The 20958-nt window shown below is 55.1% G+C and carries 18 protein-coding genes and 1 tRNA gene; 10 read left to right on the forward strand and 9 right to left on the reverse strand.

Annotation, left to right across the window (positions count from 1 at the left end; all coding sequences use genetic code 11):
- Positions 1-35 precede the first annotated feature (35 nt).
- Together AC1UKS_RS04090 and AC1UKS_RS04095 are read left to right on the forward strand one after the other, a co-directional pair.
- The gene (locus tag AC1UKS_RS04090; protein WP_482435896.1) at positions 36-827 is read left to right on the forward strand and encodes an MBL fold metallo-hydrolase; all 792 of its coding nucleotides are present in this window, start codon (positions 36-38) and stop codon (positions 825-827) included.
- Between the two features lie 688 nt (positions 828-1515).
- Positions 1516-2675 (forward strand): IS3 family transposase gene (locus tag AC1UKS_RS04095; protein WP_482435897.1). Its coding sequence is split into 2 segments (ribosomal slippage): positions 1516-1747 and positions 1747-2675, totalling 1161 coding nucleotides; the frame shifts between segments, so codons are not numbered across the junction.
- On the opposite strand, the gene AC1UKS_RS04100 is transcribed toward AC1UKS_RS04095, so the two are convergent.
- The 3 genes from AC1UKS_RS04100 to AC1UKS_RS04110 form a co-directional block, all read right to left on the reverse strand.
- On the reverse strand, positions 2629-3399 hold the full coding sequence (locus AC1UKS_RS04100; protein WP_482435898.1) for a hypothetical protein: 771 nt from the start codon (positions 3397-3399) through the stop codon (positions 2629-2631). The genes AC1UKS_RS04095 and AC1UKS_RS04100 overlap by 47 nt on opposite strands.
- Complete coding sequence (locus AC1UKS_RS04105) at positions 3383-5452, reverse strand: lipase family protein (RefSeq protein ID WP_482435899.1); 2070 nt, start codon at positions 5450-5452, stop codon at positions 3383-3385. The genes AC1UKS_RS04100 and AC1UKS_RS04105 overlap by 17 nt, the downstream gene beginning before the upstream one ends.
- Before the next feature lie 601 nt (positions 5453-6053).
- A tRNA-Phe gene (locus AC1UKS_RS04110) sits at positions 6054-6129 on the reverse strand.
- A gap of 289 nt (positions 6130-6418) precedes the next feature.
- On the opposite strand from AC1UKS_RS04110, the gene AC1UKS_RS04115 reads away from it, so the two are divergent.
- The 4 genes from AC1UKS_RS04115 to AC1UKS_RS04130 are packed head-to-tail and all read left to right on the forward strand — an operon-like array spanning position 6419 to position 9356.
- Positions 6419-7651, forward strand: coding sequence for a PP2C family protein-serine/threonine phosphatase (locus tag AC1UKS_RS04115; RefSeq protein ID WP_482435900.1), 1233 nt, complete (start codon positions 6419-6421; stop codon positions 7649-7651).
- Between the two features lie 30 nt (positions 7652-7681).
- Entirely contained in the window at positions 7682-8236 is a 555-nt protein-coding gene (locus tag AC1UKS_RS04120; RefSeq protein ID WP_482435901.1) for a SiaB family protein kinase, read from the forward strand.
- Positions 8237-8250: 14 nt separating this feature from the next.
- A complete protein-coding gene (locus AC1UKS_RS04125; RefSeq protein ID WP_482435902.1) occupies positions 8251-8649 on the forward strand; it encodes a DUF1987 domain-containing protein in 399 nt (132 codons plus the stop codon).
- Positions 8649-9356 carry a GGDEF domain-containing protein gene (locus AC1UKS_RS04130; protein WP_482436881.1) on the forward strand — a complete coding sequence of 236 codons (708 nt, stop codon included), beginning with the start codon at positions 8649-8651 and terminating at the stop codon, positions 9354-9356. The genes AC1UKS_RS04125 and AC1UKS_RS04130 overlap by 1 nt, the downstream gene beginning before the upstream one ends.
- A gap of 6 nt (positions 9357-9362) precedes the next feature.
- Here the strand turns inward: AC1UKS_RS04130 and AC1UKS_RS04135 are convergent, their stop codons facing one another.
- Genes AC1UKS_RS04135 through AC1UKS_RS04155 form a run of 5 tightly spaced genes read right to left on the reverse strand, consistent with a single transcriptional unit; the run spans position 9363 to position 13796 of the window.
- Positions 9363-10679 carry an NAD(P)/FAD-dependent oxidoreductase gene (locus AC1UKS_RS04135; RefSeq protein WP_482435904.1) on the reverse strand — a complete coding sequence of 439 codons (1317 nt, stop codon included), beginning with the start codon at positions 10677-10679 and terminating at the stop codon, positions 9363-9365.
- Between the two features lie 18 nt (positions 10680-10697).
- Positions 10698-11447, reverse strand: coding sequence for an amino acid ABC transporter ATP-binding protein (locus tag AC1UKS_RS04140; protein ID WP_013203709.1), 750 nt, complete (start codon positions 11445-11447; stop codon positions 10698-10700).
- A complete protein-coding gene (locus AC1UKS_RS04145) occupies positions 11444-12250 on the reverse strand; it encodes an amino acid ABC transporter permease (RefSeq protein ID WP_482435905.1) in 807 nt (268 codons plus the stop codon). Before AC1UKS_RS04145 ends, AC1UKS_RS04140 begins: the two co-directional genes overlap by 4 nt.
- A 2-nt stretch (positions 12251-12252) precedes the next feature.
- Positions 12253-12963: an amino acid ABC transporter permease gene (locus AC1UKS_RS04150; protein WP_482435906.1), complete on the reverse strand. Its 711-nt coding sequence runs from the start codon at positions 12961-12963 to the stop codon at positions 12253-12255.
- Between the two features lie 17 nt (positions 12964-12980).
- Positions 12981-13796 (reverse strand): transporter substrate-binding domain-containing protein, encoded by an 816-nt coding sequence (locus AC1UKS_RS04155; protein ID WP_455864289.1) that lies wholly within the window; start codon positions 13794-13796, stop codon positions 12981-12983.
- A gap of 230 nt (positions 13797-14026) precedes the next feature.
- Here AC1UKS_RS04155 and AC1UKS_RS04160 point away from each other — a divergent pair, with 230 nt between their 5' ends.
- The 4 genes from AC1UKS_RS04160 (at position 14027) to AC1UKS_RS04175 (ending at position 20098) form a co-directional block, all read left to right on the forward strand.
- Entirely contained in the window at positions 14027-14830 is an 804-nt protein-coding gene (locus AC1UKS_RS04160; RefSeq protein WP_482435907.1) for an IclR family transcriptional regulator, read from the forward strand.
- A gap of 15 nt (positions 14831-14845) precedes the next feature.
- Positions 14846-15550: an SDR family NAD(P)-dependent oxidoreductase gene (locus AC1UKS_RS04165; protein WP_482435908.1), complete on the forward strand. Its 705-nt coding sequence runs from the start codon at positions 14846-14848 to the stop codon at positions 15548-15550.
- 13 nt (positions 15551-15563) lie between these two features.
- Positions 15564-16892, forward strand: a complete 1329-nt coding sequence (locus AC1UKS_RS04170) for an NAD(P)/FAD-dependent oxidoreductase (RefSeq protein WP_482435909.1) — start codon at positions 15564-15566, stop codon at positions 16890-16892.
- Between the two features lie 1055 nt (positions 16893-17947).
- Positions 17948-20098: an ornithine decarboxylase gene (locus tag AC1UKS_RS04175; RefSeq protein ID WP_482435910.1), complete on the forward strand. Its 2151-nt coding sequence runs from the start codon at positions 17948-17950 to the stop codon at positions 20096-20098.
- A 62-nt stretch (positions 20099-20160) separates the two neighbouring features.
- Here the strand turns inward: AC1UKS_RS04175 and AC1UKS_RS04180 are convergent, their stop codons facing one another.
- Complete coding sequence (locus tag AC1UKS_RS04180) at positions 20161-20772, reverse strand: TetR/AcrR family transcriptional regulator (protein ID WP_265908518.1); 612 nt, start codon at positions 20770-20772, stop codon at positions 20161-20163.
- Positions 20773-20958: the final 186 nt, after the last annotated feature.

The following is a 20958-nucleotide window of genomic DNA, read 5'->3' on the forward strand; positions in this document are numbered from 1 at the left end:
TTGCCCTGGATCAGCGTAAGAACGAGGAACACTCAATGATCACGTTATGCAAAGCCTGCGGTACATCTTATGAGATAACCTGTTCCCAGCCAGCTCAATGCAAGATATGCCAGGATGAACGTCAGTATGTCCCCGCTTCCGGGCAGCAATGGGTGGACTTTGATGCCCTTTGTGCTTCGCACAGCAATAAGTGGAAACAACACGACAGCGCTCTCCTCAGCCTCCGCACCGTGCCAAATTTCGCCATCGATCAGCGCGCGTTTATTCTGCGTACACCTGAGGGCAATATTCTGTGGGACTGCATTGCCACGCTGGATGACGCTACGATAACGTTAGTGGCCTCACTGGGAGGACTTAAGGCTATCGCGATATCGCATCCTCATTACTACACCACCATGCAAGATTGGGCTGAAGAATTTAACGCCCCAATTTACCTGCATGCCAGTGACCGTGAATGGGTGATGCGCGACAGCCCCTGGATTACCTTTTGGCAAGGCGACACCCTCGAACTGACCCGCGATGTCAGCGTGATACGTCTCGGCGGGCATTTTGCTGGCGGCTGCGTTCTGCACTGGGCGCGAGAAGAAGGTATCGTGCTTTCCGGCGACATCGTTCAGGTAGCGCCGGGCGGGCAGGGGGTCTCCTTTATGTGGAGTTACCCCAATATGCTGCCGTTGCCCGCCGCAACGGTCAGCGACATCACACAACGCCTGAGTACGGTGAAATTTAAGAAACTGTATGGCGCTTTTGAAGGCAAGGATTTAACGGATAACGCGGATGAAATCGTGCGGCGTTCAGGCGAAACGTATCTTCGCTGCCTTAAATAAAGGGGGAGGTAATTGCTGAAACCGCAAACTTTGTCCTCACGTGACAATGCGTATACCTGGCTCAAGTTTTTTCAATTCTTGGGTAAAATAGCACCGTAACTGATAGTTTGGCTGGAATGATTTCAAACATAAAAAACATCACCAACAACGCCATTATCATCACCAGAATAAATTAAACAAGCTTCGCTTTCGTGTTCAAATATTCCAAGCTTTTATAAATATTATTCATAAATTCGTGAGCTATTTTGTCTTGCTTAATTTAATTTATTCCTTCAAAAAAAGGAAGGACACTGTGTGTTGGCATAATCCTATAGACAGGAATACCCATTGATTCATCTATAAAATAAATATGATTTTTATAGTTCATAGATATTTACCTCTTACTCTGTTAGCTAATGTAATTCAAAAGTAAGAAGGCAGGTGAGGGATTTTGTAAAAACCTAATAACTGATTTAACCATGCCGACTCGAGGATTTAAAATTACATGCCCAATGTTATAAATTCTCATCTGCAGACTTCCGCCCTTAAAATTTTTATCTCCATAACGAGTTATTCCAGTAAGAAAGTCTGCTCCTGGTACATAGTGGTCATCTCAGCTCAAATAATATCTGTTCTCAGCATTCGTGAATCGCCAAAGGTTTAACAGACACCTCGGAGTCATTTAAGATGACTTAAAAGAGAGGTGCTCATGAGCGTTAAACGTTATCCCGAAGAGTCTAAAATTGAATCGGTAAAACAGGTTGTTGAGCGAGGCCATTCTGTTTCCAGCGTCGCAACACGTCTCGATATCACTACTCACAGTCTTTACGCCTGGATAAAGAAGTACGGACCGGACTCTTCCACCAACAAAGAACAGTCAGATGCTCAGGCTGAGATCCGCCGACTCCAGAAGGAGCTGAAGCGGGTTACTGACGAACGGTACATATTAAAAAAAGCCGCGGCGTACTTCGCAAAGCTGTCCGACTGAGGTACGCCTTTATCCGTGACAACTCCTGTTGTTGGCCTGTTCGTCTGCTCTGTCGGATGCTGAATGTTCATCCGAGTGGGTATTACACTTGGCTTCAGCAGCCGCATTCACCACGGCATCAGGCGGATCTCAGGCTGACAGGACAGATCAAACAGTTCTGGCTGGAGTCCGGTTGCGTTTATGGTTATCGCAAGATCCATCTCGACCTGCGAGATAGCGGGCAACAATGCGGGATTAACCGGGTCTGGCGGCTGATGAAGCGTGCCGGGATAAAGGCTCAGGTCGGGTATCGAAGCCCACGAGCGTGTATAGGTGAAGCCAGTATCGTGACACCCAACAGACTCCAGCGGCAGTTCAACCCGGAAGCACCGGATGAACGTTGGGTAACGGACATAACTTACATCCGAACCCACGAAGGCTGGCTGTACCTGGCCGTAGTTGTTGACCTGTTCTCACGCAAAGTTATCGGCTGGTCAATGCAACCCCGGATGACAAAAGATATTGTCCTGAATGCGCTTCTGATGGCCGTGTGGCGACGTAATCCTCAAAAACAGGTGCTGGTTCATTCTGATCAAGGTAGTCAGTACACAAGCCATGAGTGGCAATCGTTCCTGAAATCACACCGACTGGAGGGCAGCATGAGTCGCCGCGGTAACTGTCACGATAACGCAGTTGCAGAGAGTTTTTTCCGGCTGCTGAAGCGTGAACGGATAAAGAAAAAGATCTACGGGACGCGGGAAGAAGCTCGCAGCGATATTTTCGTTTACGGAGCAAGAAATTACGCGCAAAGAAAAGGATCTCAAGGAGATCCTTTACGGATCGACGAATACATCATTATTTCATCGACAGCAACTTGTCATAATCTGGGTAGATATGAGTGATATCTTCACTGAAACCATTTGGATAAGTCGCAGTTATATTTCCAGGGCGAATTGCTGGTGGAGTTAACACAACTACTTTGCTGAGGTGTATTTTCGGCTCAATATTGATGTTTTCTACATCCAGTGTTTTATATCTCCTCCTCCACTGCTCATATCCTGTATTACCACCGAAAAGAGACAGATCCGCTTGATTATCAATGTGGTGAACAACCATTGGGAAAAAGTCTGTTTTTAGTTCAATTATCTCTCCGCTGGACACTTTAGCCCGCCCAGTCCCATAGCCATCACTGAGACCATAGTCTCCAAAATCGAATATATAACTGGTATCGATAACCTTTTTCCCCTTCACCAAGGGAACATCATCCGCAATCCTGAAGCTTACCAGCAGCGAGTTTAGCTGCCACTGACACGGGCCGCCACCGTCCACTGTGACGCGCAGATGACGGACATTGCTGCTATCCGACACATCGAACGGTCGTTTAACATCGTTATAGCCCGGAATATCATGCGGCTCATTGCTCGAGTTATAGCGGACTGACTTACACTGCGCCGAACGATACAGCAGCTCAGCGGGCTGCAGCGTAATCCCCTCCGGAACCCGGAAAGTAACATCCACCCACTTTGCATCTGCCGGGGGAGAAAGAGTCTTATCCGGACGGTTATCACACCCGAAAAGTAGAGTCAAAGCGCATGCAATGACGGCGGTTTTACTGAGAGAGTTCAACTTCTTCCTCCGTTACCGCCGCAAAACGCAGAAGGGCATTGTTTCCTGTTTCTTCGGCTTGTGTCCCCCTCAGAGCCACCGGCAGCATGTCCTGCAACGCCAGAAACTCACGGTTACGTTCAACCTCATCCGGGTTACTGTAGGCTGCGGCTTTCTCAACCTCTTCCCGGAACATGACCCGCATCTCTCTCCGGTTCATATCGCGGGTCGGATCGGCCAGTTCCAGCAACTGATTGTGAATATAGGGCAGGTAGCGGTGCGCCATCGAGTGGCTGCGGGGATCTGTTCCGATGCCGTTCAGCTCCGGGTTAGTGTTCTGCGGAAAGGTCTTTGCCAGGCTGGCCGGGTTCAGACAATGGATAAACGAGGCCTGATGTTCACCGGTGGATTTCAGGCACTCCTCATTCAGGGACGGCACCACATACAACTTAGTGGCCACAAAATGCCGTGAGTAGGCCTGCCCGTCGACCAGGCTTTTCTGGTACGGACTGGCGGCCCGCATCGCGCACTGCTGCGCCCGGAAAAATATCACTGTGCTGCCGTGATGCCAGTACGGTTCTTTTTTCTCTGCAAGCCCAGTTGACTGGTACGTCAGGTCCCGCACGGCCACGCTGAGTCCAGCTGCCGTGGTCAATGACCAGTCAAATCCCAGTTTGTCGCCCAGAGGTCCCCACTTTCTGTAAAATTCATTATCAAGATCGGCATCCGGCGGGATCTGCGTGATAGTGTCATTGTCGTTAACGTGCCGGTAGTGTTTGATATTCCCCAGAGAGGCTATCGCCGAGCGGGTGAAAGTTCGTGGCATCCCGTAGGTGTATAGAACTGGCTGGTAATCCTTCATTTCAGCGGCATAAAGCAGCGCTAGAGCACCACCCAGACTGTGACCACAAATAAATAATGATTTTCCTTTGTCTAAAGATGTCCTGATAGCCCGAAGATCAAACTTATCCCCGAATTTCCGTTTTGCCAGTTGATAGGCGCCCAGAAAACCACCGTGAACATTTCCCGCTACGGCCAGCTCCGGCAGACAGCGCTTAGGGGCAAAAGACAAATCGGTCAGGATATTCAGCAGGCTATCGGTACCGCACCAGGCGACCAGCACATGTGCAGCACATTCCACCGTAAACAGGCGGGTATCACCTTCTCTCGTCGGCCCCTCCCCGGTGTTCAGGTAGACCGGAGGCAGATAGCGCTCGCGGAACGGCACATCCACCGCCAGCGTGTGGAACCACGACGGATACTCGGCAAACTGCGGGATGCAGGACAAATCCTGACACTTCCGCCGGAAAAAATAATCGATAGTCGGGTTATTAGACTCTGCGGCATACACAAGGTCGGCCATGATGCCGAGGTTCAGCCCATTGGCGAGGTCATAATCTTTCGTGTCGTGTAACGACAGCACCCACGCCCGGAAAGGACAGATTTCTATCACATGGCGCTGCTCCAGCGCGTCCCGCGCGATTTTCGTCCCTTTCATCTCCTTTCCGGTCGGAAAATGAAACATTGGAGGATCAGTCTCAGTCCATCCCGGCATATCCGGCAACCGGTCACACAGCTCCCCGATGGTCACATAGTGATGGCGGTAACCGGCGTCTTCAGCTTTCCCCTGCACGTCTGAGCGCCATGTGGGATCATGGGTTTCCGGCCGGAAAAGATTATTACTCACTGGCTGGCTGTTAGGGTTACGGTTGATGCTTAGCGGTCGCTGCTCCATTTCGTCGGCCAGTTGTTGGCCGTCTGTTTTCACATCTACCGCTATCCAGTACAGATCATCAAACCGTACCAGACCTTCACTGTCAGTGACACCGGCGGGCGGGTTCGGCGGCGGTGTGGGGTCAAACTGAGTGTGTCCGCCTCTGGCCCACAGAGCCAGCTCTGCCGCCGTTGCCAGCGGATGATACTCCAGCTGCACGTTGAGACCGGAAACTGGGTTGTTGTTCTCATCCACGAACTGCAGCTCCAGCCAGTGCATCCGCTGCTTACCGCAGGCGACTTCTTTGTACTTCATTTTGTGACTCAGGCAGGTCACTGTCGTGTTGTCTGTTGCGTCCATTTTGCACTTAAATCCTTTTAATTCAATTTTTTAAATTGATTCCCACCTTGCACGGGGCGCAACTTAACCAAAATATTCACTGTTATCTTAATATGCAGTGGGCTGAAGGTTGCAGGTCATTTATGGATTTACGGTAAGCCCCGTTTTGCAGAACGTTCTATCTCCGATTTAGAGCCTGTCTCTCGGTATTACCAGTAGTCTGACCATAATCCCACATGAATCATAATGATATCGTAGGCATAATATCCAAAACATGACTAAAGCCAAATCATTCTGAGTGAAAAATGTTCGGTTTGATGTGGGGGGGAGTGAGGAGTGTCCAACGCAGGTGGTATGCGTTTTACTTCAGACCGAACAAAGAGCGGATGTAGCCGTGCAGTAAAATCCGTTAGCCAGGTGCTCATGTGGAAATAGTGTCTATTGAGGATGTGAAGTCTGACAGGCAAGACCACCGCGACCAGAGGGGATGGTTGCCACTTAGAGGAAATGTTTAGGCTGGATGGAAGAGGTAAAGCAGCGACATTAGCGGTCAAAACGACCAGAAATTTACCGGAACCCCAGAAAGCAAAAAACCAGCCCGTAGGCTGGTTTTTCTGAATGATGGTGCCCGGACTCGGAATCGAACCAAGGACACGGGGATTTTCAATCCCCTGCTCTACCGACTGAGCTATCCGGGCAACGCGGCGCATTAAACCTTACTGGCAGCGGGGCGTCAATGGCTTTGTCATCAAAACGCAACTGATTGCACTCTTTTCCATCAACCCAGGGAATAAGTGATAATTTCCTGCGCAGTCAGTCGAATTTTACAGCGCATGCATCGCTGTTTTCCGCCTGTAAAAAACATCCTGCTGCCGGTTTTCGTTTAGCTGACATAAGGGCACGTATTAAGAATAATCTGAGTAAATCCATCAGGCTGTCATATTTCCGACCTATTCTGTTCATCTTGATTCGCCACGAGTCTGCACAATGGACTACGCCGCCCAGCCTTTAAGCACCTTTACTGCCCGCTCGCGCCAGCTTACTGCGCGCGCGCTGTGCATTGATGTGCCTTGTGTGACCCCAGAAAGCGATAACCTCGCCGTCATGGATCTGTTCAATCAGCACGCCTCGCTGATCAGTTTGCCGGTGGTGGAAGGGCATCGGCCGTTTGGGATGATCAACCGGCATATCTTTCTGTCGCAGATGTCGCGACCCTTTTTCCGCGAGCTGTATGACCGTAAAAGCTGCATCGCCTTTATGGACAAGTTCCCGCTGGTGATTGATGCAGAAAGCACGCTGGAGGCGGTGACGCAGCAGATGGTCGCCTCCGGGGATAAATCGGTCACCGATGGCTTTATCCTGACCTCCGCCGATCGCTATATCGGTATGGGACTGGGCATTGATGTGATCAAAACCGTCTCGGATCTTCAGGCTCAGCAGCATCATCAGATCATGCAGAGTATTGAATACGCGCGGGTGATCCAGGAAGCCATGCTCGATCAGTCGCAACAGACGCTGGCTGCCGAACTCAAGGACTGGTGTCTGAGCTGGCAGCCAAGGGACTGTGTTGGCGGCGATTTCTATGCCTTCCATCAGGTCGATCGCGGCTGGCTATTGCTGATGGCCGACTGCACCGGCCATGGCGTCCCCGGCGCCTTTATGACGGTGATCCTCTCTTCGGCGCTGGAGAAAGCGCTGGCGCATTGCCCGCCGGATCAGCCGCAGCAGTTGCTGGCGCATATCAATCATTCGATTAAACAAACGCTCGGCCAGCTGAATCAGTCGCAGCAAACCTCACTCTCCAACGATGGCTGTGACGCGATGGCGGTATTCATTGACAGCGATCGTCAGCGGCTGATCTGGTCGGGAGCCCGGCTCTCCGGCTTTTTACTGTCCACCGTCAGTGAAGAAGCCATTGCACTGAGCTGTGACCGGATGGGCATTGGCTACACGGACACGCCGCCAGATTACTGCTGGACCCGGCATGAGCTGCCGTTAAAAGGGCAGGATATGTTCTTCACCTTTACCGACGGTCTGACCGATCAGATCGGCGGTGAGCGCAATATTATGTTTGGCAAACGGCGCATTCAGACGCTGCTGCAACAGCACCGCACGCAGTCCATGCCTGAGATCGCTCAGGCCGTGATGGATGCCTACCTTGGCTGGCAGGGAAGTCAGCCGCGTCGCGATGATATGACCTTTCTCGGGTGCCGTTTTTAATGTCTGAAGGCCGACAAGCAGATTATGTTTATGAAAAATGATGCCGTCCTCTCTGGTCTGTTCAGCCCGTCGCAGCACGACGTGGTGGCGTTGCAGTACACAGGGTTTTTCTCGCAACACAACATTACCGCGATGGGCGAGGTGATCCGCCTGTACCTTGAGCAGAATGAAGGCTCTTTCGCCACCCGCCGCAAGCTGTTCTCCACCTTTATTGAGATGGTACAGAATATCCTGCGCTACTCCTCAGACAGCCGGGCGCTGCTGCGGGATAACGATGAAATGCGCTTTGGCTCAGTGACCTTTGGCATGGACCAGGGGAAATACGTCTGTCAGAGCGCCAACCTGGTCAGGTCTGAAGACACCGGGCGCCTGCGCGAATGCCTGGAAACGCTGCAAAGTATGAGCGATGAGCAGATCAAACTGACTTATAAAGCCTCGCTGCGTGCCGAGGCTCCCGCGTGGAGTAAAGGGGCCAATATTGGCCTGCTGACGCTGGCGCGTGACGTCAGTGAGCCGCTGGAATTTACTTTTCAACAGGTGGAATCTACGGATTTATCCGCCTTTTATCTGAAAGCCATTATTTAGGGCAGAGCGACAACATGAACGACATCAGCATTCCTGCAACTTCATGCACACCCGAAGTTGAGTTTAATTTCGACGGCCGGGTGCTGTCGCTGCGTGGCGAATCCTATCCGGAAAATGCCGCCGCCTTTTATCGTCCGTTAGTGACCGCCGTGGAAGGGTTCACCGCTTCCCATGCGCTGCATAGCGAAACAGAGATGGCGATACATGTCTCCCTGAGCTATTTCAACAGCTCCAGCACCAAAATGCTGTTTGGCTTGTTCGGTGTGTTAAACAGCGGAGCGGTCGCGGGCATCGCCACCACCCTGCACTGGTATTACGATCCGGAAGATGACATCTCGGAAGAGTTTGGTCAGGAGCTGAGCCTGGATTTTCCAGCGATCACTTTCCACCTTCATCCGGGGGCGCTGTCATGATGAGCCTGGATGAACTGTTCACTCAGGAAAAGAGCATTTTGCAGCACTCGCAGGCGCTGGCCAGCCACTCCGAGCTGCCGGCCGAGCGCTACCGTGAGGCGTTGCAGCAACTCAGCGGCCACTATCAGCAGCTGATGCGCGAGTCTTATCGGCTGATCTCCCGCAGCGATCGGGCAGAACGCGAGCTGAACATGCTTAACGAGCAGCTCCAGCAGCTGGCGGTAAAGCTGGAATACGAAGCCACGCACGATCCGCTCACCGATGTCTTCAACCGTAGCGCCATTATCAACCATATCAGCAGTGCGCTGCTGGAGGATGAAGCGGCGTTGATCCTGCTGGATATCGATCATTTTAAGGCGATTAATGACCGTTATGGCCATCCGGTCGGGGATGCGGTGATCCGTGAGCTGATCCAGCGGATCGGCGGTTGTGTACCGCAGGAAGGCAGTGTGGGTCGGGTCGGCGGTGAGGAGTTTACGATTTTGCTGCCGCGCCACAGCCTGGCGCAGGCAGTGATTGTGGCGGGCTATATCCATGCTTCACTCAATGCATCGTCGCTGAAATCGATGCCGCATCAGCTGGTGACCGTCAGCCTCGGGGTTAGCTGGGGCCAGCAGGCCAGCGAGTTTGATCTGCTTTACAGCCAGGCCGATGTGGCGCTCTATGAAGCCAAGCGCCGGGGCCGTAATCGCGTGCACTGCGGCTAACCCGCCTCAATCCAGCCGCTTGTCCACCGCATCACGCAGGCGATACCAGCCGCTGACAAAAGGCACAAACCACGGGCGTCCATCGTACAGCGGAATGCGCTTAAAGGTGGGGCGATCGAACGACAGCGGACGCGGTTCCGTGCCCAGCACCTTCTGCGCGGTGCGGTATCCCAGCCAGCTCATTAACGCCACGCCGTTACCGTTGCAGCCTACCGCAAAGCGCGCGTTATCCATCAGCCCGGCATAGGCGGTTTTATCGTGCGTCATGCCGACATAACCGCTCCAGGCGTGGCTGATTTTGTAGCCCGTCAATTCCGGCCAAATCGCCAGCATCCTTTCGCGGATCTTAATCGCGGCGGTTTTATCGTCGCAGTCCATCATGCCAGGACGCGAGCCAAACAGCAGGCGCGTGCCGTCGGGAGAAGGGCGGGTATAGATCAGATCGCGGCGACTGTCGGTGATCATCCTGCCGCCGGGGATCAGCTTCGCCATCAGCTCTGGCGGTAACGGTTCGGTGGCGATTTGATAGCTTTTCACCGGCACAATGCGTTTAGCCAGGTTTGGCGTGGCCAACGTATCGGTGTATCCATTAGTGAGCACTAACACTTCTTGTGCTGCAATGGCTCCACGCTCAGTATTAACGATTTTTCCGCCATCGCGCGGGGTAATCGCGGTGACGCGCGCGTGGGAGAACAAGGTGGCACCCAGCTGGCGGGCCAAATCGCGCAGCGCCTTGTTGTATTTCCCCGGATGCACGCCGCCGTACTCATCGACCAGAATCCCGCCGTGATAGAACTCAGAACCGATGATCGACGCCTGCTCTTTACGCTTCACCTTATGCACGGTCACGCCGGTCACCTTGTGCAGGATATCGCCCATTTGATACAGGCTGTCGAGCTGCTTTTTGGTGTGCGCGCCAAAATAACGACCGCCGATAAACAGGTCGGCATCCAGCTGCTCGCTTTTGACCAGCTGCTGAATAAAGTCGAAAGAGGCGATGGAGTCGGCAATCATCTTGCTGAACAGCTCGGGCGAGATGCCTTTGATCGCACCCCCAACCACCAACTTCTGACCGCTGCTGATCATCCCGCCGGTGCGCGTGCTGCCGCCGCTGCCGAGTTCGTTGGCGTCCAGCACCACCACATTTTTGCCGTGGCGTGCCAGCTCAATGGCGGCATTGAGTCCGGCAAAGCCGGAGCCGATCACCACCACATCGGCGGTGGCCGGCAGAGGATCTAAAACCGTTTCAGGCGGCGCGGCTTCCCACCAGTAAGGGCTGGTTTTGAAGTCGGCGGTAAAAATCTCATCAGTTTGGCTTGCCATGGTGTCTCTCAAAAAGGATCACAAAACCTGGCCGAGGAATTCGCGGGTACGCGGATCCTGCGGGGCATCAAAAAGTTGCGCAGGGGGGGCGCTTTCCACAATCCGGCCGCGATCGGTGAAGCACACGCGGTGCGACACTTCACGGGCAAAGCGCATCTCGTGGGTGACCAGCACGCAGGTCATCCCTTCATCCACCAGTTCGCGGATGGTGTTCAGCACTTCTTTTACCGTCTCGGGATCGAGCGCCGCCGTCACTTCATCAAACAGGATGATTTCCGGCTGCATCGCCAGCGATCGGGCGATAGCCACGCGTTGTTGCTGGCCGCCCGACAACTCACCGGGATAGCGATCTTCTTTACCGGTCAGGCGCACTTTGGCGATCAGTTTGAGCGCCCGCTCGCGCACCTCATCACGCTGATGCTTCAGGACCTGCATTGGCGCCATCATGATGTTGTCCAGCACCGTGCGATGCGGGAACAGGTTGTACTGCTGGAATACCATCGACACCTGGTGACGCAGCGGACGCATCTGCTTCTCGCTGGTCATCTCATGCACGCGGTGATTGCCGACGCGAACGAAGCCTTCATCCACCGGCAGCAGGCCGTTAATGCAGCGCAAAATGGTGGACTTGCCGGAGCCAGACGGGCCGATGATGCACACCGCTTCGCCTTTATTGACGCTCAGCGAAATCCCCTTCAGCACATGGGTATCGCCGAACGACTTGTGAATATTGTCCAGCTCAATAAGGGCGTGGTTACGCTCGCTCATATCGCTTCCCCTTTAGTATTTTTTTCCAGCCGACGCGCCAGCAGCGCAATCGGGTAGCAATAAAAGAAGAACATCAGCAGCACGGTCACGTAGAAGTAAACCAGGGTGCTTTCGCCTTCGGTCGCCAGCGTGGTGCGCAACAGCGTGACCACTTCCTGCACGCCCGTGACGGTTGCCAGCGCGGTGGAGATGGTCAGCAGCGCATACAGGTTCATCCAGCCGGGAATGATGCGGCGGAAGGCCTGCGGCAGGATCACCAATCGGTAGATCTGCCCGTAGCTGTAGCCCATCGAGCGTGCGGATTCCCACTGACCGCTGTGCACCGACTGCACGGCACCACGAATGACCTCTGCGAAGTTGGCGGCGGTGGGCAGGCTCAGCCCGACAATCGCCTTAAACAGCGGTGAGAAGGTAAAGGAAATGCCAAACACCGATGCGTGATAAGGCAGCAGATAGAGCATTGAGAACAGCAGTACCAGCCAGGGCGCGTTGCGCAGGAAGTTCATCACTGCGCGGGCAGGCAGGCTGAGCCAGCGGCGTTTTGCCATCATTGCCAGCCCCAGCAGCAGGCCAAACACGGTAGAAAGCGCCATGCTGACAATGCTGATATAGATGTTCAGCACAAAGCCGCCCGACCACGGCCAGCCTTGCTGACTGCCGGTTAACAGCAGCGGCAGCCGCAGCCACACCTGATGCCATTCGCCACCCGGATCGTTAAAGATGGTGAACAGCAGTCCGATCAGCGCCAGCAGCGCAAAGGCCTGTTTGGTCTGGCGCTTTCGCTTCAGATAGAGCGCATCCATGATTAACCTCCGTAGCCAGGATAGGCGAGACGACGCTCAACCCAGCTGATAAACCACACCAGCAGGCTGACCAGCACCACGTAAATCAGCAGCACTAACAGCATCACTTCCAGCGTGCGGAAGGTGTCGTTGTAGATCTGTCCGGCGGCATACATCAGCTCCGGCACGGTGATCACCGACGCCTGCGAGGTGGTTTTAAATAAGTTGGTCAGCACGTTGGTCAGCGGCGGCAGGCAGATGCGTGACGCAATCGGCGCCTGCACGTGCACAAACAGTCCCCAGCGGGAATAGCCGAGGGATCGCGCCGCCTCCAGCGTGGCTTTCGGCACCGCATCAAAGCCGGAACGAAAGGCTTCAATGCATAGCGCGCCGCCAAACAGGCTGAGCGAGACGGTTGCCGAGGCGAAGGCGCTGACCAGCGGCACCTGCAACCCGGTAACCGGATCGGTGGCGGTAAAGCCAATCTGCGTCAGGGTGAAGTAAAAAAACAGCATCTGCAGCAGCGGCGGCGTATTGCGAAACAGCTCTACAAACAGCTCGATTAGCGCATCAAGCCAGGCGATTTTGAAGGTCAAGCCAAGCGCCCCGGCCAGGCCGATGGCGATGGCAATCACCGAAGAGAGTGCCGCCAGCTCCAGCGTCTGCACCACGCCCTGAAGCAGCCATTGCTGATAGGTCGGATCCAGCAGCCAGGAATAATCGAGTCCGAACATCGTTACGCTCCCGCCGCTTACTTGGCTGCGCGGGCGGCTTCGGCACGCTTAGTGATGTAGTCCGATGGCGGCATATGGTAGGTGCTCTGCCATTCAACCAGCTTGTTTTCGCCTTCCGTTTTCACGATTGCCGCGTTAACCGCGTTTTTGAACGCCTCGTCACCCTTGCGCAGTCCGCCCGCCATCGGCAGGAACTCGTAAGGCTTGATGGCAATTTTGTAGTCACTCCAGCCCGGCTCGCCCAGCTTGTTCTGCAAGGTCATGTCATCGAAGACCATCGCCACGCAGCGGTTATCCTGCAATGCGCGATAGGCTTCCGGCAGGGCGGTGAAGTTCACCAGCTGGATGCCGTATTTCTGCGTCAGCGTTTTGTTGTAGTAAGAGCCCTGAATGCCGCAGATTTTCTGGCCTTTCAGCTGTTCCCACTGGTTGAATTTAGCTTCTTTGCGCGCCATCACCGACGGGCCCGCTGCCGAAACATACTCCACGGTGAAATCAATTTCTTTAGCACGCTCAGGCGTTACGCCCAGCGTGGCCATAATCAGGTCGATCTGGCCGGACTGCAGGAACTGAATGCGGTTAGAGGCGTTGACCGGCACCAGTTTGATTTTGTCGGGTGAGCCGAGCAGGTTAGCGGCGATGGAGCGCGCCAGGTCCACTTCAAAGCCCACCGTTTTGCCCTCGGCGTTCATAAAGCCGTACGGCGGGTAATCGTTTTTGATACCCACGGTCAGTACGCCACGACTTTTGATATCGGACAGGGTGTCAGCATGGGTAATAACAGGAGTCATAATCAGCAGGGAAAGAGCCATCAGTGCGCGATTTCTTTTCATGTTTACATCCTTCCGGTGTCGTGGTGATTGCAGGTGATTTCCGGCCTTTTTGGCTCAGGTTTTGGTCTGTCGGCAGCGCGATGCTCTGATTCTTTTTTAGCCCTGGTGTGCTTAAAAATGCATCTCACTTGCCAACCGAGTGTGAAATCTGCTAGAAATTTAGTCAACAAAAAACCACATATTGAAATCTTATAATTAAAAGTTCCACATAGTGGAATTTTGGAGGGGCGATGAGCGACGCTCATGGGAAAAACGGGGTCCAGCTTCTGGACCGTGCGGTGATGCTGCTGGACCTGGTGTCAGACGTCGGCAGCGAAGGTCTGACGCTGAAAACGCTGTGCGAGCTGTCCGGGCTCAACAAGGTGACCTGTCACCGCATTTTGAATTCGCTGGTGGATCATCAGCTATTGCATAAAGCCCAGGGGGATAAGTGCTACCGGCTGGGCACCAAGCTCCTGATTTACGGGGCGAAGGCGGCCAAAGGGCCAGGCCTGCGTCGCCACTTCCAGCCGGCGCTGGAACGTTTAAGGCAGTTGACCGGCGAAACGGTGATGCTGATGGCGCGCGACCGCGATGATTCGGTGTGTATCGACCGTTATGACAGTGATTTTCAGATGCAGACGCTGACCGGCTCGATAGGTGGCGCGGTGCCGCTCGGTTTGGGGCCCGGCAGTCTGGCGATCCTGTCATTTCTCGACGCGGAGACGCAGCAGGCGATCCTCGAACGCAATGCGCTGCGGCTGAATAACTGGCCGATCCTGACTAAAACCCGGCTGCAATCGTTGATCGATCAAACCGCCTCGCGCGGTTACGCGTTGGATCCTGGCGAATTATTGCCGGGGATCGGCGGGGTGTCGGTGCCGATCCGCGTGGCGGGTGCGGGCGTGGTGGGATCGCTGGGCTTAACCGTATTGTCACCCCGTTTGACGCCGGACGCCGTGCAGCGCTATGTGGCGTTATTACAGGAAGAAGTGGCTGGCGTAGAACCGATGTTAAGTCCGCTGGATACGCGTCTGCGGGCATCAATGAGCTAACTGGAGAAGAACCTGATGAATGCTTCAACCCGGCGCGTGGCGCTGATCAGCGGTGCCAGCCGTGGCATTGGTGCGGCGATTGCCGCAAATTTACTGGCCAACGGTTGGGCGGTGAGCCTGGGATGCCGGACGCCGGAAGAGGTGGCCAACGCCGATCCTGAGCATCAGCTGGTCTGTCGATTTGATGCGCTGGATGGCGCCACCGAAGACGACTGGATTGCGGCCACCATCGCAAAATTTGGCCGCATCGACGCGGTGATCCATAACGCCGGGATGATGCTGCCGGTTTCGGTGCTGACCGCCACCGACGACGAGTTTGACCGCACTTTTGACGTCAACGTGAAGTCGCCGATGCGTCTGAGCCGCAAGGCCTGGCCGCATCTGGTGGCCAGCGGCAGCGGGCGGATTGTGGCGCTGGTTTCGCTGTCCGGTAAGCGGGTGCGTGCAGAACGTTCCAGTCTGTACGCGATGAGCAAGTTTGCTGCACTGGCGCTGGCTCACGGTTTGCGCCGGATTGGTGACGAAGACGGCATTCGTTCCACCGCCATCTGTCCGGGTTATGTCGCCACGGACATGGGCACCGCGCTGACGGAAGTGCCGGCGGAGAAGATGACGCAACCCGAAGATTTGGCGCATCTGGTGCGCACGGTGCTGGAGCTGCCGACCACCACCAGCATTGCGGAGATCCCGGTGAACTGGACCGTGGAAGATCAATACTAAAAGAGGGTAAGTCATGGGTCCAGTCGTTGATTTGGTGCCATCGTCGGCGATCTTCCCGACACAGGCGGAAGTGGTGGTGATCGGTGGAGGGATTATTGGGGTGGCGACGGCGATGTCGCTGGCGCAGCGAGGGATCCAGGTCGTTGTGTTGGAGAAGGGCACCGTTGCCGCCGAGCAATCCAGCCGCAACTGGGGCTGGTGCCGCCGGACCGGGCGCGATCTGCGCGAGCTGCCGTTGATCGAGCAAAGTTTGAGAATGTGGGAGGGGATGAATCAGCGGGTGGGGCGGGAAACCGGTTTCCGTCGCGAAGGCATTCTCTACACCTCGCGCAATGAACAGCAGCGCGAGCGGCATCAGCGTTGGTGTGACGAAGCGCGTCAGTATGATATTCACAGTGAGATGCTGTCGGCAGATCAGACCGCCGCCAGGCTTCCGGGTCTGAACCAGGCGATAGCGGGCGGGATGTGGACGCCGTTGGATGGTCGGGCCGAGCCACAAAAAGCCGCGCCCGCGATGGCGATGTACGCGATGGAGTTGGGAGTCAATATTCAGCAGCATTGCGCGGTGCGCACCATTGAGCGCGCTGCCGGACGGGTGAGTCATGTGGTGACCGAGCACGGAGCGGTGGCCTGTCAGTCGGTGGTGGTGGCTGGCGGCGTCTGGTCCCGGTTGTTGTTGCAGGGAATGGGGATCACCTTGCCGCAGTTAAAGGTTTTGTCGACGGTGATGAGAACCCGGCCGGTTAATTGTGAAATCGCGCCGTGCGTCAGTTTTGGCGGCGTCGCGATGCGCAAGCGGCTGGACGGTGGGCTGACCATCGCCAGTTCAGCGGTGAATACCGCCGATATAACGCCTGATTCGTTACGTTTTCTGAAGGTTTTTTTCCCGGCGTTCTGGCAGGAGCGCAAGGCGTTACAGTTGCGGTTGGGGCAGCGTTTTGTGGAAGAAGCGTTGCACTGGCGGCCCGGTCAGGCGGATCGCGTTTCGCTGTATGAGCGGATCAGGGTGCTGGACCCGCAGATCGATCCGGCGGTGCTTAAGCAGATCCTGATCAACCTGAAGCAATGGCTGCCTGCGCTTGGCAACGTACAGGTAGCGCAAAGTTGGGGCGGGATGATCGACACGATGCCGGATGCGATCCCGGTGATTTCCGGCGCACCAACGGTGCCAGGCCTGTTTATCGCCACCGGTTTTTCCGGGCACGGTTTCGGTATCGCGCCCGCTGCGGGTCAGTTGATGGCCGATCTGGTGAGTGGATCAACACCGATCGTTGATCCCACCGCCTTCCGTTTAGCGCGGTTCAGTGACGGCGAGAAGATCGAGGCGCAGCACTGGCTGTAGATCTGGGGGGTTGAGTTTGGTAAGTCTTCTGTGGGTCTGAGTTTGGTAAGCCGTCTGTGGGTTGGGGTGGCAAGATTGACGGGGCTGTGGGCTGCGATTCAGTAAGTCGTCTGTATGCTATGGTGGCAAGCTCAGGGAGAGAGGGGGGAACACAAAGACGCCGTGCACCCATCCCTGGGGGCTCAGCTGCGACATCCCTGTCGCAGATGCTTTGTTTATCCCCCCTCTCTCCCTTCCCCCTAGGCTTCAATGCCGAATGATTGAATGTGGACACTCAGGTCAAAACCCCGCCCAGCTGGCTGCCGTTGACCTGTGTATGCACTATCCCCTCAACAACAACGCGAACTAAAATCCTGCCCTTGACCTGTGTATCCACGAAACCTATCAACTACGCGAATGTTATAGGGTGGCGGCGTAGAGCGCGGTAGCCGAGTGTCTGCGGCAGGGATGCCGCAGCCAAGCCTCCAGGGAGGGATTTACGGCGTCTCGGATACCGCGCTCTATGCTGACGCCAACCACCGACCCGGTTTTGACCTTCACCCCGTTGAATATCTTTGCAACAAAACTGCATAACCAACAGAAAAATAACCTTTTTTATTTTTATCGCCAATTTTAGTCATTAAATATCAATTAATTAGAGAAAGCGCCGCCAGCCGATAAATTCACCCGCCGTCTTGAACCTGAAAAAAAAAAGTGCCATCATTGCGCCCACTCTGACGGATAACGTCACCACGCCACTTTAAGGTCGCCGCCATGCCTGGTTCACTGCTGAAAAACAGCACCTGTACCCGACATTCACGTATGTCGCTGGCGCGCCGATCCGCTTGTCACATCCTGTCGAAAAAATCTCTCACCGTGCGGTGAGGTTTTCATACGCTTACTGTTGGCCATGAGTAAAAACAGACGCGATCTGATTTTACTGATGTCTATCGGTTGAAGCCGGACCCTGTTGGCTGTTCACCTGTTTGACACCTTTCGCCGGAAGAGGGCTATTGCCGTCTCCCATTGCTGTGCCTCTGGCACCCACTCATCCTTGACGCCTGAGGATTTGTGCTATGACACCACTGAAAATTGCAGCCAGCACCACTGTGGCTATCCACCTCCAGACCGGACGCGAAGTCGTTACGCTAGAGAAAACTGATTTTACGGATGTGGCGGCGGTGGTCGTCTCTGTTGCCGACTCCCGTAGCGGCATGCTGGCGCTGCTGCGCCATACCGGCTTTAACCTGCCGGTGTTTATCTCGCTGGACTACCCTGAGCAGGAACAGGAAATTGACCTGCCGGAAAACGTCGGCTTGCTGACCGGTGCCGGGGACGATGCGATCAAACTCGAAGCCGCCGCGTCCGAATACCAGAGCGAACTGCTGCCGCCGTTCTTCAATACGCTGACCAAATATGTCGCGATGGATAACAGCACCTTTGCCTGTCCCGGCCACCAGGGCGGCGCATTCTTCAAAAAGCACCCGGCTGGCCGTCAGTTCTTCGACTTCTTCGGCGAAAACGTCTTCCGCGCCGATATGTGCAATGCCGACGTAAAGCTGGGCGACCTGCTGATCCACGAAGGATCGGCGAAACATGCACAAAAGTTTGCTGCGAAAGTCTTCAACGCCGATAAAACCTATTTCGTGCTGAACGGCACCTCCAGCGCCAATAAAGTGGTGACCAACGCCTTGCTGACGCGCGGCGACCTGGTGCTCTTCGACCGCAACAACCATAAATCGAACCACCACGGCGCGTTGATCCAGGCCGGTGCGACCCCGGTCTACCTCGAAACCGCCCGCAACCCGTTTGGCTTTATCGGCGGTATCGATGCGCGCTGCTTTAACGAGGACTACATCCGCGAGCAGATTAAACAGGTGGCGCCGGAACGCGCGCAGGAAGCCCGTCCTTTCCGCCTGGCGGTTATCCAGCTTGGCACCTACGACGGCACCGTCTATAACGCCCGTAAAGTGATCGACAGCATCGGCCACCTCTGCGACTACATCCTGTTTGACTCGGCATGGGTCGGCTACGAACAGTTTATTCCGGTGATGGAAGCCTGTTCGCCGCTGCTGCTGGAACTCAACGAAAACGATCCGGGCATCTTTGTTACCCAATCGGTGCATAAACAGCAGGCCGGATTCTCGCAAACCTCGCAGATCCACAAAAAAGATAACCACCTGCGCGGCCAGAAGCGCTTCTGCAGCCATAAACGCCTCAACAATGCCTTTATGCTGCACGCCTCAACCAGCCCGTTCTATCCGCTGTTTGCCGCGCTGGACGTGAATGCCAAAATGCATCAGGGCGAAGCGGGGCGTCGCCTGTGGCACGAATGCGTCACCCTCGGCATCGATGCCCGTAAAGCGATCCTGGCCCGCTGCGAAATGATTAAGCCGTTTATTCCCGATGAAGTGGACGGCAAACCCTGGCAGGATGCGAAAACCGAAACCATCGCCTCGGATGCCCGCTACTTTAGCTTTGCGCCGCGCGCTGACTGGCATGGCTTTGAGGGCTATGAGAAAGATCAGTACCTGATCGATCCCTGTAAGCTGCTGCTGACCACGCCGGGCATCGATGCCGCCAACGGTCAGTACGCATCCTTCGGCATCCCGGCTACTATCCTGGCTAACTACCTGCGCGAAAATGGCGTGGTGCCAGAGAAGTGCGACCTTAACTCGATCCTGTTCCTGCTGACGCCCGCAGAGAGCGTCGAGAAAATGGCCCATCTGGTGGCTAAGCTGGCGCAGTTCGAACAGCACGTCAAAGAGGATGCGCTGTTATCCGACGTACTGCCAACCATCTACCGCAAGAATGCGAAGCGCTACGCAGGTTACACCCTGCGTCGTCTCTGTCAGGAGATGCATCAGCTGTACGTCAGCTATGGCGTGAAGGATTTGCAGAAGGCGATGTTCCGTCAGGAAAGCCTGCCAAAAGTGATGATGAACCCGCAGGATGCCAATATCGAATTTATTCGTGGCAACGTCGAGCTGGTGCCGATTGCGAAGGCGGAAGGACGCATCGCGGCGGAAGGCGCACTGCCTTATCCTCCGGGTGTGCTCTGTGTTGTGCCTGGCGAAGCCTGGGGCGGGGCGGTTCAACGCTACTTCCTCGCACTCGAAGAAGGGCTTAATCTGCTGCCTGGCTTCTCGCCGGAACTGCAGGGCGTCTATGCCGAAGCCGATGAGAATGGCGTCAAGCGTCTGTTTGGCTACATGCTTAACGAGTAACGGCTGTCAGTAACAGGTGAGTATCAGGGGCCGCGATTGTGGCCCCTGTGCTTTGCGGCAGCTCAGTCCGCCGTCAGCGCTTTTTCATCTTCGCGCGCCTGACGTACGATCGCTTTGGCTATCCACTTGCCAATATCTTCCAGCTGCAGGTTATCGCAGCCCCAGATATCCTTCATCACCAGAAAAATCTCCGAGCCATAGACCAGCGACAGCGACTGAACCACGCGCTCCACCATCTTCGGTGACATCTCCTGGTTTAACGGCTCAACCACATGCTGCAGCATCGCCTTGCGGTTACCCCTGATCAGCTTCTCTTTTTCCGGCCGTTCGCTGGAACGTGACTGCGCCCACTGCGTCAGAGAAAGGTGCAGGGCAGCACGCAGCGTGCCTTCATGCTCCAGCATGCGCGGGAAGGCAAATCCCAGCATCTCATCAATGCGGTCGCCGGTGTCTTCTTTGGTCGGACGCCAGTTTTTGATCGGGCTGAGCGTCTCAGTCACGATGGCCGAAACCAGCGCGCTCTGAGTGGGAAAATAACGGTAGGCTGTCGCCCGCGAAAGCTGTGCTTCCTGAGCGACTTCGGTGATCGACGGGAAGGCGCCACTGTCGAACATCTTCATTGCAGTTTCAATCAGTAAGCGTCGTGTTCTTGCCCTTGTAGCGGTTAATGTCATAACCCCAGCGGAATCCCTTTGCTCCACAATAACCTCATTTGTTCAATTAATTCGGCTTGAAATTCAAGCGATTGACGAATAATGCCCGGAAGAAATCGCGATGACTTCGGGGCAAATCTAAAAGCCAGACCTCAGCCGTAAGCATAGTCAACATCTCTGTGAGACGCATATTTCATTCAATTGATT

It is taken from the genome of Erwinia sp. AK-PDG3-5, assembly GCF_056821705.1.